The following is a 13,724-nucleotide window of genomic DNA, read 5'->3' on the forward strand; positions in this document are numbered from 1 at the left end:
CCATCGACCTCCTGCAACATACCGTCGCGCAACAGGCCAGCCTGCTGAACGCCATCGAGCGCTCCATGGCAGTGATCGAATTCGACCTGCAAGGCACCGTGTTGCGAGCCAACGAGAACTTCCTCAAGACCTTGGGCTATCGCGCCGAGCAGATCGAGGGCCAACCCCACCGCCTGTTCTGCACCCCGGCATACGTCCGCAGCGCCGAGTACAACCAGTTGTGGTCGGACTTGCGCAACGGTCGATTCCAATCCGGCACCTTTGAACGGGTGGGCAACGCCGGCCAGTCGGTGTGGTTGGAAGCCAGCTACAACCCGGTACGCGACGACGCCGGCAAAGTGATCAAGGTGGTGAAGTACGCGATGGATGTCACCCCGCGCCTGCAGGCCGAGAGCGAAGCGGATGCCAAACTGGGCGCTATCGACCGCTCCATGGCAGTGATCGAGTTCAACCTCGACGGCACTATCATCACCGCCAACGACAATTTCCTGCAGCGCATGGGTTACAGCCTGGCGCAGATCCAGGGCAAGCATCACCGCCTGTTCTGCAAACCGGAGTTGGTCAACAGTTCGGCCTACAGTGAATTCTGGCAACGCCTGAACCAGGGCCAGTTGTTCAGCGGCCAGTTTGAGCGCGTCGATAAAAACGGCCAGACCGTCTGGCTGGAAGCCAACTACAACCCGGTACACGACGCCAGTGGGCGCCTGTGCAAAGTGGTGAAGTTCGCCTCCGACGTCACCGCCATGGTGCAACAGCACGCCGCCGACGCCGCCAGTGCAGCCCAGGCGTACCACATCTCCCTGAACACCCGGGACATCGCGGAAAAAGGCGCCGAAGTGATCCAGCAATCCGCCACTGGCATGCGTGAGATTGCCGCCGACATTGACGGCTCGTCGCAACTGATCGCCAAACTGGGCCAGCGTTCGCAGCAGATCACCGCCATCGTCAACACCATCCGAGGCATCGCTGACCAGACCAACCTGCTGGCGCTCAATGCGGCAATCGAGGCGGCGCGGGCGGGTGAACAAGGCCGTGGCTTCGCGGTGGTGGCCGACGAAGTACGGCAATTGGCGGCGCGCACCAGCGGCTCGACGACCGAGATCTCCAGCATGATCGCGATGATCCAGGACGAGACCCGCCAGGCTATCGACAGCATGGACGGCACGCGTGACCGCGCCGCCCAGGCTGTGGAGTTGGCCAACCGCGCCGGCACGGTGATCCTGCAAATTCGCGAAGGCACCAGTGAGGCGGTACAGGCAGTGAGCGCTTTTGCCAACGAACGCAGCGCCCACTGAATCGGCTCTGGGTTATTCATACGTCAGACAGGTCGCCAGGACTATAGTGAACGCCCGTCTTACCGTTGATGACCCGAGCCCACCATGACGCCAGATAAGCCTGAAACCACCCCCGTCGACCATCGACGTTTCCACCGGCGCCACGATCACCTGGCGCCGACCTTCGGCAACGACACCTTTGCGCTGAAGGCCGAAGCCTTCGCGCGCTTCTTTGGCACGCCGACCTTCCTCGGCGCGCAAACCGCGATCGTGATCTTGTGGGTGGCGCTCAACGTCAGCGGCATCACGCACTTTGACGTATACCCGTTCATCCTGCTCAACCTGGCGTTCAGCCTGCAATCGGCCTATGCCGCGCCGCTCATCCTGCTGGCCCAGACACGCCAGGCCGCCCGCGATAAAGCCCAGTCCGACGCCGACGCGCAGCACCGGGAAGCGCTGGCCGTGGCCAACGCCGAGCGCCAGGCCGAGGCCGCGCGGACCACCAAGCAACTGCTGGAACTGCTGGAACAGAACACCCGCCTGACGGAAATGACCAAGCAACTGACCGAGCGTATCGAGACCCTGACCTGCGAAATGCATGAGCACTTTGTGCGGAAAACCTAGCGCCCCGGCAACCGCAGGTGCTTCCCCAGCTCATCAAACAGCGTCACCACCGAACGCAACGCCCGGCAATCGGGACGCGTGAGCAGCCATAGCGCCGTGTCGTGCCCTGCCAGCACAGGGCCCAGCGGTTGCAGGTCGCCACCCAGCAGAAAGTCCGGCAACGCCGCCACGCCCAACCCCGCCCGCACCAGCTCGGTGACCGACAACATGCTGTTACAGCGATAACTGGGGCGCACGCCTGGCAAGTGCGCGCGGCGCCAGGCGACGGTGGGGTGATCGGGCAAAAAGTCATCCGGTGCGATCCAGGCCAGGTCGGCCAGGTCACGTCCTGCATGTCGTCGTGCAAAATCGGCGCTGGCACACACCCGATACGTCACGCTGCCAAGGCAGCGTCCTACCAGGTGTTCGGGCGGGGTCTTGGTCAAGCGCAGGGCGATGTCGGCATCGCGGCGGCTGAGGTTGGCGAAATCGTTCGAGGTGCTCAGTTCCAGGGTCAGTGCCGGGTAGTCCGGCATGAACTGCGCCAGTGCCGGCAGCAACAGGCCTTGCAGCACTGAGTCGGTGCAGGTCAGGCGCACCGTGCCGCTGATCACCTCGCCGCCCTGTTCCACGCCAATCCGCGCCGCTTCCAAGGCCTGTTCGGCGCGCTCGGCCTGCTGCGCCAGGTGGCTGGCGAGGCTGGTGGGCAAGTAGCCAGCACGGCTTTTCTCGAACAAGGTCTGGCCCAGCGCGGCCTCCAGGCGCCGTACTGCGCGGAACACCGTCGACACATCCACCCGCAGCAACGCCGCCGCGCGCGCCAGCGTGGCGCCGCGCACCAAGGCAAGGATCAGCGACAGGTCGTTGTAGTCGAGTCGATAGTGCGTGGCTGCATTGAGCATATGGGGAAATGCCAATATTGATTGCGTGAGCGCCAATCTATAGTGCGCCTCAGGACACCACAAGCCATGGGATGCACCCGATGAAAACCACCGCCCTGCACCTCGCCCTGATCGGCGATTACAACCCCGACGTTATCGCCCACCAGGCGATTCCCCTCGCCTTGCAACAAGCCGCCGACACATTGGGCCTGAAGGTTCACGTGCAATGGCTGGAGACGGACACCCTTGGCCCCCATCAACCGTTGCAGGGTTTCGATGGTTTCTGGTGCGTGCCTGCCAGCCCCTACCGCGACACCGACGGTGCGCTACGGGCGATCCGGTTTGCCCGCGAGCAACGTCGGCCGTTCCTCGGTACCTGCGGCGGTTTTCAACACGCAGTGCTGGAATACGCCCGCAACGTGCTGGACTGGGCCGACGCCGAACACGGTGAACTGGCGCCGAAGGCCCGGCGCGCAGTGATCACGCCACTGAGTTGCGCTCTGGTCGAGGCCTCTGACACGGTGCGCCTGGCGCCCTACACGCGCATCGCCCAAGCCTACGACAGCCTCGATATCGAGGAAGGCTATCGCTGCCGCTACGGCATCAACCCCGAGTTCGCCGACGCGCTGCTGGAAGGCAACTTGATTGCCAGCGGGCATGATTCGGCGGGCGACCTGCGCGCGGTCGAGTTGCTGGATCATCCGTTCTTCGTCGCCACCCTGTTCCAGCCGGAACGCGCGGCGCTCAAGGGCATCACGCCGCCCTTGGCGATTGCGCTGCTGAAGGCTTGCCAGGAGGTCTCGGCATGATCGCCAACACCCCCGTCCCGCCTTATTACGCCGTGATTTTCAGCTCACTGCGCACCGATGGTGATCACGGTTACGGCGAAGCCGCCGCCCGCATGCTGGAACTGGCGCGCGAGCAACCGGGTTTTCTCGGGGTGGAATCGGCCCGGGAGGATGGCCTGGGGATCACCGTGTCGTACTGGCGCAGCGAGGCCGACATCCTCGCCTGGAAGCAGCAGGCCGAGCACCGGGCAGTGCGTGAACAAGGACGCGCCACCTGGTACTCGGCGTTTCAGACAAGGGTGTGCAAGGTGGAACGGGCCTACGCATTCCAAGGCCAGTAACCTTCGTATCGCCTGGTTCTCTGAGGGGGCGGGCTTGTTGTGGCAATCGGGCCTGTTGTGGTGTGGAGGGCCTACTGTGGCGAGCGGGCTTGTTGTGGCGAGCGGGCTTGCCCCGCGTTGGGCTGCGCAGCAGCCCCAATTAAGAACGCTGCAGTGTGTCAGGCAGCTCTGGGGCTGTGTTTTGGGGCTGCTGTGCAGCCCAACGCGGGGCAAGCCCGCTCGCCACAACAAGCCCGCTCACCAGAGAAAGCCTGCCCACCACAACAAGCCCGCTGCCACGAAAAGCTCGCTTACCGCTTATGCCGTCTAGCTCACCAGGCTGCGTAATGCGCTGATCTGCGGAATCTCCACGCGCCGCATATACACACGCAGCGGTTCGCTGATGTTGATGCGGTCGTCGATATTCTGGTCCAACAGCAACTGGATACGTTCGCGCGACAGCGTCATGGTCTGCTCAGGGGCCGGCAACCAGACGAATTCCGCGGTAGGAATGATGCCGTCATCGGCCACGTCCATGCCGAAGGAGTCTTCGCTGAAACGTACGATGTATTGGCCGGTCTTGCGGTTCAGGCCGACAAATCCGCGGAGTTGATCGGCAGCCTGGCAGATAAGCTCGGAGGTGATGCGCATGGTAAACCTCACTGAAAAGTCCCACAGGGACTGGAAAGATGGTTTACACGCGTGGCAGAAAGGACTGCCCTCTAACGGGGCAGTTCGCAGCAAGAGTACTGCAATGTATCGCAAAAAAACCGAGAAAATTGGCGCGTGCGCACGTTAATGTCGGTTTGGTGATAGCGCCGTTCGCAATCAATTGTTAAAAAGGAGGCCTTCTCAAAGCTACCTCCACGAAAGGATTTCGCATATGCCTGTCACGTTTACCAACGGCCCGGCGCCCGCCACCCTAGGGGGCGTGCTGCTCGCCCTGATGCTCGGCATGGCCCCTGTACAGGCTGCCGACCCGATCAGCCCGGCTGAATTGGCAACTAACGAAGGCATTCCCCACCCCGCCGTGATCGCCCACCGTGGCGCCTCCTACGACGCCCCTGAATCCACCGCCGCGGCCTACAAGGTGGCGCGAGACCTGGGCGCCGACTACCTGGAAATGGACCTGCAGCGCAGCAAGGACGGCGTGCTGTTCGCCTTGCACGACAACAACCTGCAACGCACCACCGACGTGGCCACCAAATTTCCCGAGCGCAAGGACGCCCCGGCCAACGAGTTCACCTGGAAAGAACTGCAAACCCTCGACGCCGGCAGCTGGTTCAATGCCGCCTACCCGGATCGCGCCCGTCCCGGCTTCGTCGGCCTGAAAATCCAGAGCCTGGACGACATCATCAAGATCGCCGAAGGCAACCCGCAGCACAAACCCGGCCTGTACATCGAGACCAAGGAGCCCAAGCAATTCCCCGGTATCGAAGCCGACCTGAAGAACAAGCTGCTGGACAAAGGCTGGCTGAGCTCCGCCGGCTCCAAGCTGGGCAAGAGCAACACCGGCGTCGGCCAAGGCAAGGGCCGCGTGGTGTTGCAAACGTTCGAGACCGCCAGCCTCAAAGAGCTGCAGAAAGAAATGCCGAACACCCCGAAGATCCTGCTGTTGTGGGTGGGTGAAGGCAGCATCGAGCCTAAGTCCAAAGTCACCTTCGCCGAATCCGGCGAGCCGACCAAGGCGGCCTACTACGCCAAGCAAGAGCCGAAAGACTTTGCCGAGTTCGAAAAGTGGGTCGACGAAGCCAAGAGCCTGGGCGCCATCGGCACGGGCCCTTCGGCCGAACTGACGGCCCACGGCGACCAGAGTTACACCGACCTGGTCAAGCCTGAAATGAACAAGCTGACCCACGACAAGGGCCTGCTGGTGCACGTCTACACCGTGGATGAGCCCGTGGACTTCGAGAAAGTGATGAAAGCCGGCGTCGATGGCATCTTCACCAACCGCGCAGCCGAACTGCTGAAGTTCTACAAGCGCTGGCCGTCGTCCAGCGTGCAGGACCTGCTGAACGACTATAAGTACTGAGTGAGTCAGTTTGCCATTAAGGATGAGTTAAGTTGCGCTGGTTAATCTGGCGCCACTTAAACAGCTCAACAAAGAAGGACACACACGATGAAAACCCTGACTGCCCTGTTCGCCGCCACTGCCCTGACCCTGACCGCCGGCCTGGCCCAGGCGGATGTTCGCCCGGATCACATTGAAGGCCTGCTCAAGTCCGGTGCCGTGAAGCCTTTCGAGCAACTCAATGCCGCCGCGCTGGCCAAGCACGCAGGTGCCAGCATCACCGACACCGAGCTGGACCACAACAAAAGCGGTGTACTGGTCTACGAAGTCGACCTGACCGACACCGCCGGCAAGAAGTTCGAAGTGAAACTCGACGCCAAGACCGGCGCCGTGTTGGAAGACAAACTCGACACTTGAGTCAACCCTTGAAAAAACCGCGCCACCTTTAGGTGGCGCGGTTTTTTTATGGGCGTTCATCCATCTACCTGCTGGTCACTGCCCTTCATCGCCGCAACCATGACGGCCCGGAGCCGCTCAGCGCGCAGAGGGCGCAAGGCCGTTTCAGCCTGATCAGGCGCTCAGGCGCGCCGTCACCTCGTTCAACTCGCCGGACAAGCCGCGCAAGTTGTGGCTCGCCGCTTCGGTGCGCTTCACGTTGTCGAGGTTGGTCGTGGCCACGGTGGTGATCTGGGTGATATTGCGCGAAATGTCTTCGGCCACCGACGTCTGTTCCTCGGCCGCCGTGGCAATCTGACGGTTCATGTCGCGAATCGCTTCCACCGCCTGGGTGATGTGAGCGAGCATCGCGCCGGCCTGGGTGACTTTTTCCACGCTGTCATCACTGCACGACTGGCCCGTGACAATCGCCTCGGCCGCATCCACCGCACCGGTTTGCACGGCCTGGATAATCTGGTTGATCTCGATGATCGACGCCGCCGTGCGTTGCGCCAGGCTGCGCACTTCATCAGCCACCACCGCAAACCCACGCCCCGCCTCGCCCGCCCGTGCCGCTTCAATCGCCGCGTTAAGCGCCAGCAGGTTGGTCTGCTCAGCGATCCCGCGAATCACTTCCAGCACTTTGCCGATGCGCACACTGTCGGTTTCCAGGCGGCGAATGATCGTACCGGTGTTGAGGATTTCATCGCGCATCTGGCCGATGGTGGCGATGGTGACTTTCATCACTTCGCCGCCCTCGCGGGCTGAATGGTCGGCCTCATCGGCCGCGCGCGAAGCACTGGCGGCGTGGCGCGCCACTTCCTGCGCGGTGGCCGACATTTCGGTCATGGCCGTGGCCACCTGGTCGGTGCGATTGAATTGTTCATGGGTGCCGGTCGCCATCTGCCCGGCGATCGAGTTCAACTCGCCGCTGGCGTTGACCAGATCGGTGGCACTGCGTTGCAGGCGGCTGAAGGTTTCGGCCAAAAAGTCGCGCAAGGTATTCGCAGCAGCGGCCAGGTGCCCCAGTTCGTCTTGACGGCGGCTGGCGACGCGCTCGGCAAATCGACCATGGCTCAGTTGGGTCACGTAGTCGATCAGGCCACGGATCGGCAGGATCAGGTTGCGGTTGATCAACCACAGGCTGAACAAACCAATCAGTACACCGGACAGCAGCATGATCGCCAGGCCCACCAGTACCGTGCGTTCGGCATAGGCGCTGATGGCCTGGGATTGCTGGGTGCCTTGGGCCCGCAGGTCGCTGACCAGGGCGCTCATCTGCTCACTGGCGGAGCGGTCCACGCCCTTGACCGCCGTATCACCGGCGACCGGGTCGGCACCCGCGGCCACATAGGCATCACGGCCCTTCTGATAGGCGACGCCGAGTTGCTGGTGTTCCTGACGCAGGGTTTCAATACGCCGGCTAAGGGCCGGGTCGCTGTTGGTCTGGGTCACCAGCCGCGTCAGAATGCCTTGGACATCGCGCTGCCGGTCCTGGAATTGGCTCCAGTACTTCTCCAACTCCTGAGGCTGCTTGCCGCGCAACAGCACGTTTTTCCATTCCTGCACCTGCACCTTGAATTGCAGGTTGGCTTCATCGATCAACTGTGAGGTCAGCAACGGCCCTTCAAGCAAACTGCGATAGCTCTGTACCCCGCTGGAGAGGAAGTTGAAACAGGCCAGGGCAATCAAAAGCATCGCCAACAGGCTGCCACCGAGCAACGACAGGATTTGTGCTCTCAAAGAAGTTCGCAAAAGATTCATTGGGGGGAATTCTCGATACAAAGAAAATAGGGTGCATGCACGCCTCAACTTCCCTGTCATAAAAGGCACGCCTGGACGTAGGGTGCTTATGTGCTGGATCGGCTGTCCTAGACGCTTCTTGAGCCTATCGGACCGATGGTCAAAAAAGTGTCTTAATTATGCTCGCCCCCTTCAAACGGTCACAAAACTGTCAAATATCCTTGCAATGATTCGCCCACGCGAACCTGTGAAACGTCCTACAGGCGCTTTCTTTGCGAGCCGCCATGAACCACAGCATCGACCACAGCCACCAGGATCCTGATCTGTTTGGCTTGCTTTACGGTTTTCGTTTTCGCCCCGGTGAAAAGGGTGAGCAGATTGATTCAGCCACGGCCTTGCAAGCATTACAGCAACCGGGCGACCCGGAAGAATTCCTCTGGCTGCACCTGAACCTGGCCCACGCCGCGTGCGAGCGCTGGATGCAGGCGCATCTGGATTTACCGGAAGAGTTCTTCGAAGCCTTGCACGAAGGCTCGCGCTCCACCCGTATCGAGCACGTCGACTCGGCCTTGCTGGCGGTGGTCAACGACGTGGTGTTCAACTTCAGCAGCATGGTCTCGTCGGATATTTCCACACTGTGGGTGTGCGCCCGCAGCCGGCTGTTGATCAGCGCACGTCTGCAACCCCTGCACTCGGTGGATAAACTGCGTTCTTCGGTGAAGGCCGGCGAACGCTTTCGCTCGCCCTCGGAGCTGCTGGTACACCTGCTGCGCGACCAGGGCGAAGTGCTGACGCAGATCGTGCGCAAGACCAGCATCAGCGTCGACCATATCGAAGATCAGCTACTGTCCTCGCGCCTGTCCACCAACCGCGCCGAACTGGGGGCCGCACGCCGGGTGCTGGTGCGCCTGCAACGCTTGCTGGCGCTGGAGCCCGGCTCGTTATTGCGCCTGCTCAACCGCCCACCGCAGTGGCTGCAAAAGGAAGACGTGAAGGAGCTGCGCAAGTCCACCGAGGAGTTCGCGCTGATCATCAACGACCTGACGGCCCTGGGTGAGCGGATCAAGCTGTTGCAGGAAGAGATCGCCGCCAACCTCAACGAACAAAGCAACCGCACGCTGTTCACCCTGACCGTGGTGACCGTGCTGGCATTACCGATCAATATCATTGCCGGTTTTTTCGGCATGAACGTCGGCGGCGTGCCGCTTTCCCAGGACCCGGAGGGCTTCTGGATCCTGGTGGCGCTGGTCGCGACCTTCACGCTGATCGCCGGGCGCTGGGCGTTCCGCAAATTTTCAAACTGAAATGCTATCAATCACGCTGAACGCCCGGCATCTAGGGCTGTTGTGGCGAGCGGGCTTGTCCTAATGCCGTTCAGTTAAGCGTACATCGCCTTCTGTAGGAGCGAGCTTGCTCGCGAAAAACGTCAACGATAACGCGTGTTTCCTGAGTGAACGCGGCGCCTGTGAGTTCTTCGCGAGCAAGCTCGCTCCTACAAAAAAGCCTTAACTGAACGGCATTAGGGCTTGTCCCGCGTTGGGCTGCGTAGCTGCCACAGTCAAGAAGAACGCGGTGTATCAGCCACTCCGTGGCGGCTGGTTTTGGGGCTGCTTCGCAGCCCAACGCGGGGCAAGCCCGCTCGCCACAGGGCGATTTGTCAGGGGCTGAAAAGGTGCGTAGGTACCCATCCCTCCCAGATTGGCTCCCCTGCGTTTTATAGACCAGCGGCACACCCGATTACCTAAACAATGACCTGCGGCAGCATCGCTGTAACATTCTGCAACGAACATGCACGACATCCTCACAACACTGGATGCTCCGGCATGGCCACCCCTTCCCTGACTGCCTCCACGCATACGTCATCGATTGATACCCAACCCCGGCTCGACAAGAAACCCGGCCTGCTGACGGTGATCATCTTCTTTGCCGTGCTCGCCATGGGCCTGTTGTTCACCGCCTACAGCCTGATGCGCGACATGCACGAACTGGGCACCGTCGTTACCACCTGGACCCCGTTTCTGCTGTTGGGCGTGGCACTGTTGATCGCCCTGGGTTTCGAGTTCGTCAACGGTTTCCACGACACCGCCAACGCCGTGGCCACGGTGATCTACACCAACTCGCTGCCGCCGCAATTTGCGGTGGTGTGGTCGGGCTTTTTCAACTTCCTCGGCGTGCTGCTCTCCAGCGGCGCGGTGGCGTTCGGCATCATTGCCCTGCTGCCGGTCGAGCTGATTTTGCAGGTGGGTTCCTCGGCCGGTTTCGCGATGATCTTCGCCCTGCTGATCGCGGCGATCCTGTGGAACCTCGGCACCTGGTGGCTGGGGTTGCCGGCGTCTTCATCCCACACCCTGATCGGCTCGATCATCGGTGTCGGCGTGGCCAACGCCCTGATGCACGGGCGTGACGGCACCAGCGGCGTGGATTGGAGCCAGGCGATCAAGATCGGTTATGCCCTGCTGCTCTCGCCGTTGATCGGCTTCGTCTTTGCCGCACTCTTGCTGCTGGCCCTGCGTGTCTTCGTGAAAAACCGTGCACTGTACAAGGCGCCCAAAGGCGACACCCCGCCGCCCTGGTGGATTCGCAGCATGCTGATCGTCACCTGCACCGGTGTGTCGTTCGCCCACGGCTCCAACGATGGGCAAAAAGGCATGGGCCTGATCATGCTGATCCTGGTTGGCACCTTGCCGATGGCCTATGCGCTGAACCGCACCATGCCCGCCGAACAGTCGTTGCAATTTGCGGCGGTGGCCGAAGTGACCCAAGTGGCGCTGATGAAAAGCGCGCCGCAGGCGCTGGCCGGCGACCCGCGGCCGATCCTGTCGACCTATGTGACTACCAAGCAGGCCACGCCCGAGCTGATCCCGGCCCTCGCCGCCCTCGCCGGCCAGATCGGCGATGAAGTCAAAGGCTACGGCTCCCTGGCCAAAGTCCCCGCCGAAGCCGTCGGCAACGTGCGTAACGACATGTACCTGAGCAGTGAAACCATTCGCCTGATGGACAAGGACAAGGTCGGCCATTTCGACGCCGATACCCAGGGCAAGCTGCAACTGTTCAAGCAACAGATCGACAATTCCACCCGGTTTATTCCGCTGTGGGTGAAGATCGCCGTGGCCATCGCCCTGGGGCTTGGGACCATGGTCGGCTGGAAGCGCATCGTGGTGACCGTGGGCGAGAAAATCGGCAAGACCCACCTGACGTACGCCCAGGGCGCCTCGGCCGAGACCGTGGCGATGCTGACCATCGGCGCCGCGGATATGTTCGGGTTGCCGGTATCGACCACCCATGTGTTGTCGTCCGGGGTGGCGGGGACCATGGTGGCCAATGGCGGCGGTTTGCAGATGAAGACCATCCGCAATTTGCTGATGGCCTGGGTGTTGACGTTGCCCGCGGCGATTGTGCTATCCGGTAGCCTGTACTGGCTGTTTACCAAACTCTTCTGACACACCATCGATGCACAATGTGGGAGGGGCGGTGCGACGATTCGACGTGCTCCCTCCCACATTTGGACGTGTGCGGTGTCAGCTGTTGAAGAGCCCGGCCATCGCCTTCAGCCGTTTCTTGTACATCCGCCGCGCCTCCAGCGCCTCTTCCAAGGTCACCGCCACAAACCCCGCCCGCTGGTTCGGCTGCATCTGCCCGATCAGGTCCAGGTCGGCACTGATCACCGTGCCGATCATCGCGTAACCACCGCCGGATACCGCATCGCGGTGCAGCACAATCGGCTCCAGACCGGCCGGTACCTGGATCGAGCCAATGGGGTAGCAACTGTCGACGATATTCGACGGGTCAGACCCGGCCCCAAACGGCTGCTCCCGTGGCTGGAAGCTCAAGGCACTGCCGCCCTTGAAGCGATAGCCGATGCGGTCCGCTTCGGAACCCACCGTCCACGGTTCGGCAAAAAAGCTGCTTTTTGCCCCATCGCTGAGGCGTTCGTAATACAGCCCCGGCACCACGCGCAAGGTCACATCGCCACCGACCGAACGACGCAACGCCATCGGCAAACTGTTGCCCGCCCGCCCCTGTCCGCTGGCTGGGCCGATGGGCAATTCATCGCCGGCCTGCAAGCGCCGCCCATGGAACCCACCCAGCGCGCCGAGGGTGTAAGTGGAACGGCTGCCGAGCACCACCGGCACGTCGATCCCCCCGGCGACCGCCAGGTAGGCCCGGGCGCCCGCCTTCGGAAATTCAAAGCGCAACACCTGCCCCGCGCGTACAAGGAAGGCGGTGTCCTGATGCACCACTTCGCCGTCCAGGCGTGGCGACATCAGGGCGCCGCTGATGGCCACCAGCGCGTCCTGTTGAAACGCCAGTTCGGGGCCGATCAACGTGCATTCCAGCCCCGCCGCGCCGACCGGATTGCCCACCAAGTGGTTGGCCGCGCTCAACGCGTACTGGTCCAGCGCGCCCGACGGCGGGATGCCCAGGTGGTAATAACCTTCACGGCCCAGGTCCTGTACGGAGGTGGCCAGGCCGGGTTTGAGGACCTTGATCATGCCAGCGCCTCCTGCAGGGTTTTCGGGTAGCCGATGGGGTCGGCGAGAAACGCATCGAGGGAAAATTCCACCGGGCGGATGCGCAAGTCGAAACGCCCAGCGTCCACCTCGGCGACGGCCAGGTCGTAGGCTGTGCGGTCGATGGGTTTGAACTGCACGATATCGCCGGGGCGGAAGAACACCATGTGTTCCTGAAGGTAAGCCAATTGCTGCGCCGGGTCGTAGATCGGCGCCGGGGTTACGCCGAACATCTGATAACCGCCGGCGCCGCGTACCGAGTAGATGCAACCGAAACAGCCACCGTGGCCAAGGGTCAGCTTTGGCGTGTCGGTACGCGGGCGCAGGTACTTGGGCACCTGCAATTGCCGCGCGCGCTCGACCATCTGGAACATGAACGGCAAGCCCGCGACAAAGCCGACCATCGACACAAACCACGGCGCGCCACTGTGGGCGGCGATAAATGCGTCGACATCCGCCAGGCCATTGATGCGCGCGGCGTACTCCAGGTCGGTGCCGCTGGGGTCCTGGTGGCGATCGCGAAAACGCATCAGGGTTTCATGGGTCCAGGGGTCGTTGTACAGCACCGGGATTTCGATGATGCGCGTGTGCAAGGTGCGTTCGGCCACCGCCTGGGCTTCGGCGCTTTGCACCGCGTCGAGCAGCACATGGGGCGCGATGCGGTCGGGGTCGAAGCGAATCTGGAACGAGGCATTGGCCAGGCATACATCCAGCACGCCATCCAGGGCCAGGCGCTCCACGGCGCGGGTCACGGCCATGCCCTTGAAAAAAGCCTCCAGGGACATGCTGTCGCTGACCTCGGCAAACAGGTGTTCATCCGCGCCGAAGCTGTAGCGGATTGGGGATGTTTCAGCCATGTCTGTTCCTCTTGGAATCATTGTAGAAAGGCAGGCAAAAAAAAAATGATCTGTGGCGAGCGGGCTTGGTGTGTGAGCGAGTCAGTTGTGGCAAGCCCTAATGCCGTTCAGTTAAGCGTACATCGCCTTCTGTAGGAGCGAGGGGGACGCCTAGTTCTTGCTCGCGAAAAACGTCAACGATAACGCGTGTTTCCTGAATGAACGCGGCGCCTGTGAGTTTTTCGCGAGCAAGCTCGCTCCTACAAAAAAGCCTTAACTGAACGGCATTAGGGCAAGCCCGCTCGCCACATCAAGCCCGTTC

12 protein-coding genes and 2 pseudogenes are annotated in these 13,724 nt (G+C 61.9%); 9 read left to right on the forward strand and 5 right to left on the reverse strand.

Annotated elements, in window-relative coordinates; all coding sequences use genetic code 11:
- Positions 1-65: 65 nt before the first annotated feature.
- The 3 genes and pseudogenes from AB7933_RS25915 to AB7933_RS25925 all read left to right on the forward strand — a co-directional run.
- Positions 66-695, forward strand: a pseudogene (locus AB7933_RS25915) (PAS domain-containing protein); the annotation flags it as partial.
- A gap of 165 nt (positions 696-860) precedes the next feature.
- Positions 861-1,295, forward strand: a pseudogene (locus AB7933_RS25920) (methyl-accepting chemotaxis protein); the annotation flags it as partial.
- 84 nt (positions 1,296-1,379) lie between these two features.
- Entirely contained in the window at positions 1,380-1,898 is a 519-nt protein-coding gene (locus AB7933_RS25925) for a DUF1003 domain-containing protein (protein WP_024077034.1), read from the forward strand.
- On the opposite strand, the gene AB7933_RS25930 is transcribed toward AB7933_RS25925, so the two are convergent.
- Positions 1,895-2,779: a LysR family transcriptional regulator gene (locus tag AB7933_RS25930; RefSeq protein ID WP_024077035.1), complete on the reverse strand. Its 885-nt coding sequence runs from the start codon at positions 2,777-2,779 to the stop codon at positions 1,895-1,897. The genes AB7933_RS25925 and AB7933_RS25930 overlap by 4 nt on opposite strands.
- Positions 2,780-2,859: 80 nt before the next feature.
- On the opposite strand from AB7933_RS25930, the gene AB7933_RS25935 reads away from it, so the two are divergent.
- The gene (locus AB7933_RS25935) at positions 2,860-3,567 is read left to right on the forward strand and encodes a CTP synthase C-terminal region-related (seleno)protein (protein ID WP_041161004.1); all 708 of its coding nucleotides are present in this window, start codon (positions 2,860-2,862) and stop codon (positions 3,565-3,567) included.
- Positions 3,564-3,887 carry an antibiotic biosynthesis monooxygenase family protein gene (locus AB7933_RS25940; protein WP_024077037.1) on the forward strand — a complete coding sequence of 108 codons (324 nt, stop codon included), beginning with the start codon at positions 3,564-3,566 and terminating at the stop codon, positions 3,885-3,887. The genes AB7933_RS25935 and AB7933_RS25940 overlap by 4 nt, the downstream gene beginning before the upstream one ends.
- Positions 3,888-4,193: 306 nt before the next feature.
- On the opposite strand, the gene AB7933_RS25945 is transcribed toward AB7933_RS25940, so the two are convergent.
- Complete coding sequence (locus tag AB7933_RS25945) at positions 4,194-4,517, reverse strand: DUF2025 family protein (RefSeq protein ID WP_024077038.1); 324 nt, start codon at positions 4,515-4,517, stop codon at positions 4,194-4,196.
- Between the two features lie 232 nt (positions 4,518-4,749).
- Between AB7933_RS25945 and AB7933_RS25950 the strand changes: the two genes are divergently transcribed.
- Complete coding sequence (locus tag AB7933_RS25950) at positions 4,750-5,898, forward strand: glycerophosphodiester phosphodiesterase family protein (RefSeq protein WP_024077039.1); 1,149 nt, start codon at positions 4,750-4,752, stop codon at positions 5,896-5,898.
- Between the two features lie 87 nt (positions 5,899-5,985).
- Positions 5,986-6,294 carry a PepSY domain-containing protein gene (locus tag AB7933_RS25955; RefSeq protein WP_024077040.1) on the forward strand — a complete coding sequence of 103 codons (309 nt, stop codon included), beginning with the start codon at positions 5,986-5,988 and terminating at the stop codon, positions 6,292-6,294.
- Between the two features lie 153 nt (positions 6,295-6,447).
- Here AB7933_RS25955 and AB7933_RS25960 read toward each other — a convergent pair whose 3' ends face one another.
- Positions 6,448-8,076: a methyl-accepting chemotaxis protein gene (locus tag AB7933_RS25960; RefSeq protein ID WP_024077041.1), complete on the reverse strand. Its 1,629-nt coding sequence runs from the start codon at positions 8,074-8,076 to the stop codon at positions 6,448-6,450.
- Positions 8,077-8,339: 263 nt separating this feature from the next.
- Here AB7933_RS25960 and AB7933_RS25965 point away from each other — a divergent pair, with 263 nt between their 5' ends.
- Positions 8,340-9,359, forward strand: a complete 1,020-nt coding sequence (locus tag AB7933_RS25965) for a transporter (RefSeq protein ID WP_024077042.1) — start codon at positions 8,340-8,342, stop codon at positions 9,357-9,359.
- Between the two features lie 519 nt (positions 9,360-9,878).
- Positions 9,879-11,495, forward strand: coding sequence for an inorganic phosphate transporter (locus tag AB7933_RS25970; protein WP_024077043.1), 1,617 nt, complete (start codon positions 9,879-9,881; stop codon positions 11,493-11,495).
- Between the two features lie 78 nt (positions 11,496-11,573).
- On the opposite strand, the gene AB7933_RS25975 is transcribed toward AB7933_RS25970, so the two are convergent.
- Both AB7933_RS25975 and AB7933_RS25980 read right to left on the reverse strand, forming a co-directional pair.
- Positions 11,574-12,548, reverse strand: coding sequence for a biotin-dependent carboxyltransferase family protein (locus AB7933_RS25975; protein ID WP_024077044.1), 975 nt, complete (start codon positions 12,546-12,548; stop codon positions 11,574-11,576).
- Positions 12,545-13,423, reverse strand: a complete 879-nt coding sequence (locus AB7933_RS25980) for a 5-oxoprolinase subunit B family protein (RefSeq protein ID WP_024077045.1) — start codon at positions 13,421-13,423, stop codon at positions 12,545-12,547. The genes AB7933_RS25975 and AB7933_RS25980 overlap by 4 nt, the downstream gene beginning before the upstream one ends.
- Positions 13,424-13,724 lie beyond the last annotated feature (301 nt).

Source organism: Pseudomonas gorinensis, assembly GCF_042015035.1.
Classification (GTDB): domain Bacteria; phylum Pseudomonadota; class Gammaproteobacteria; order Pseudomonadales; family Pseudomonadaceae; genus Aquipseudomonas; species Aquipseudomonas gorinensis.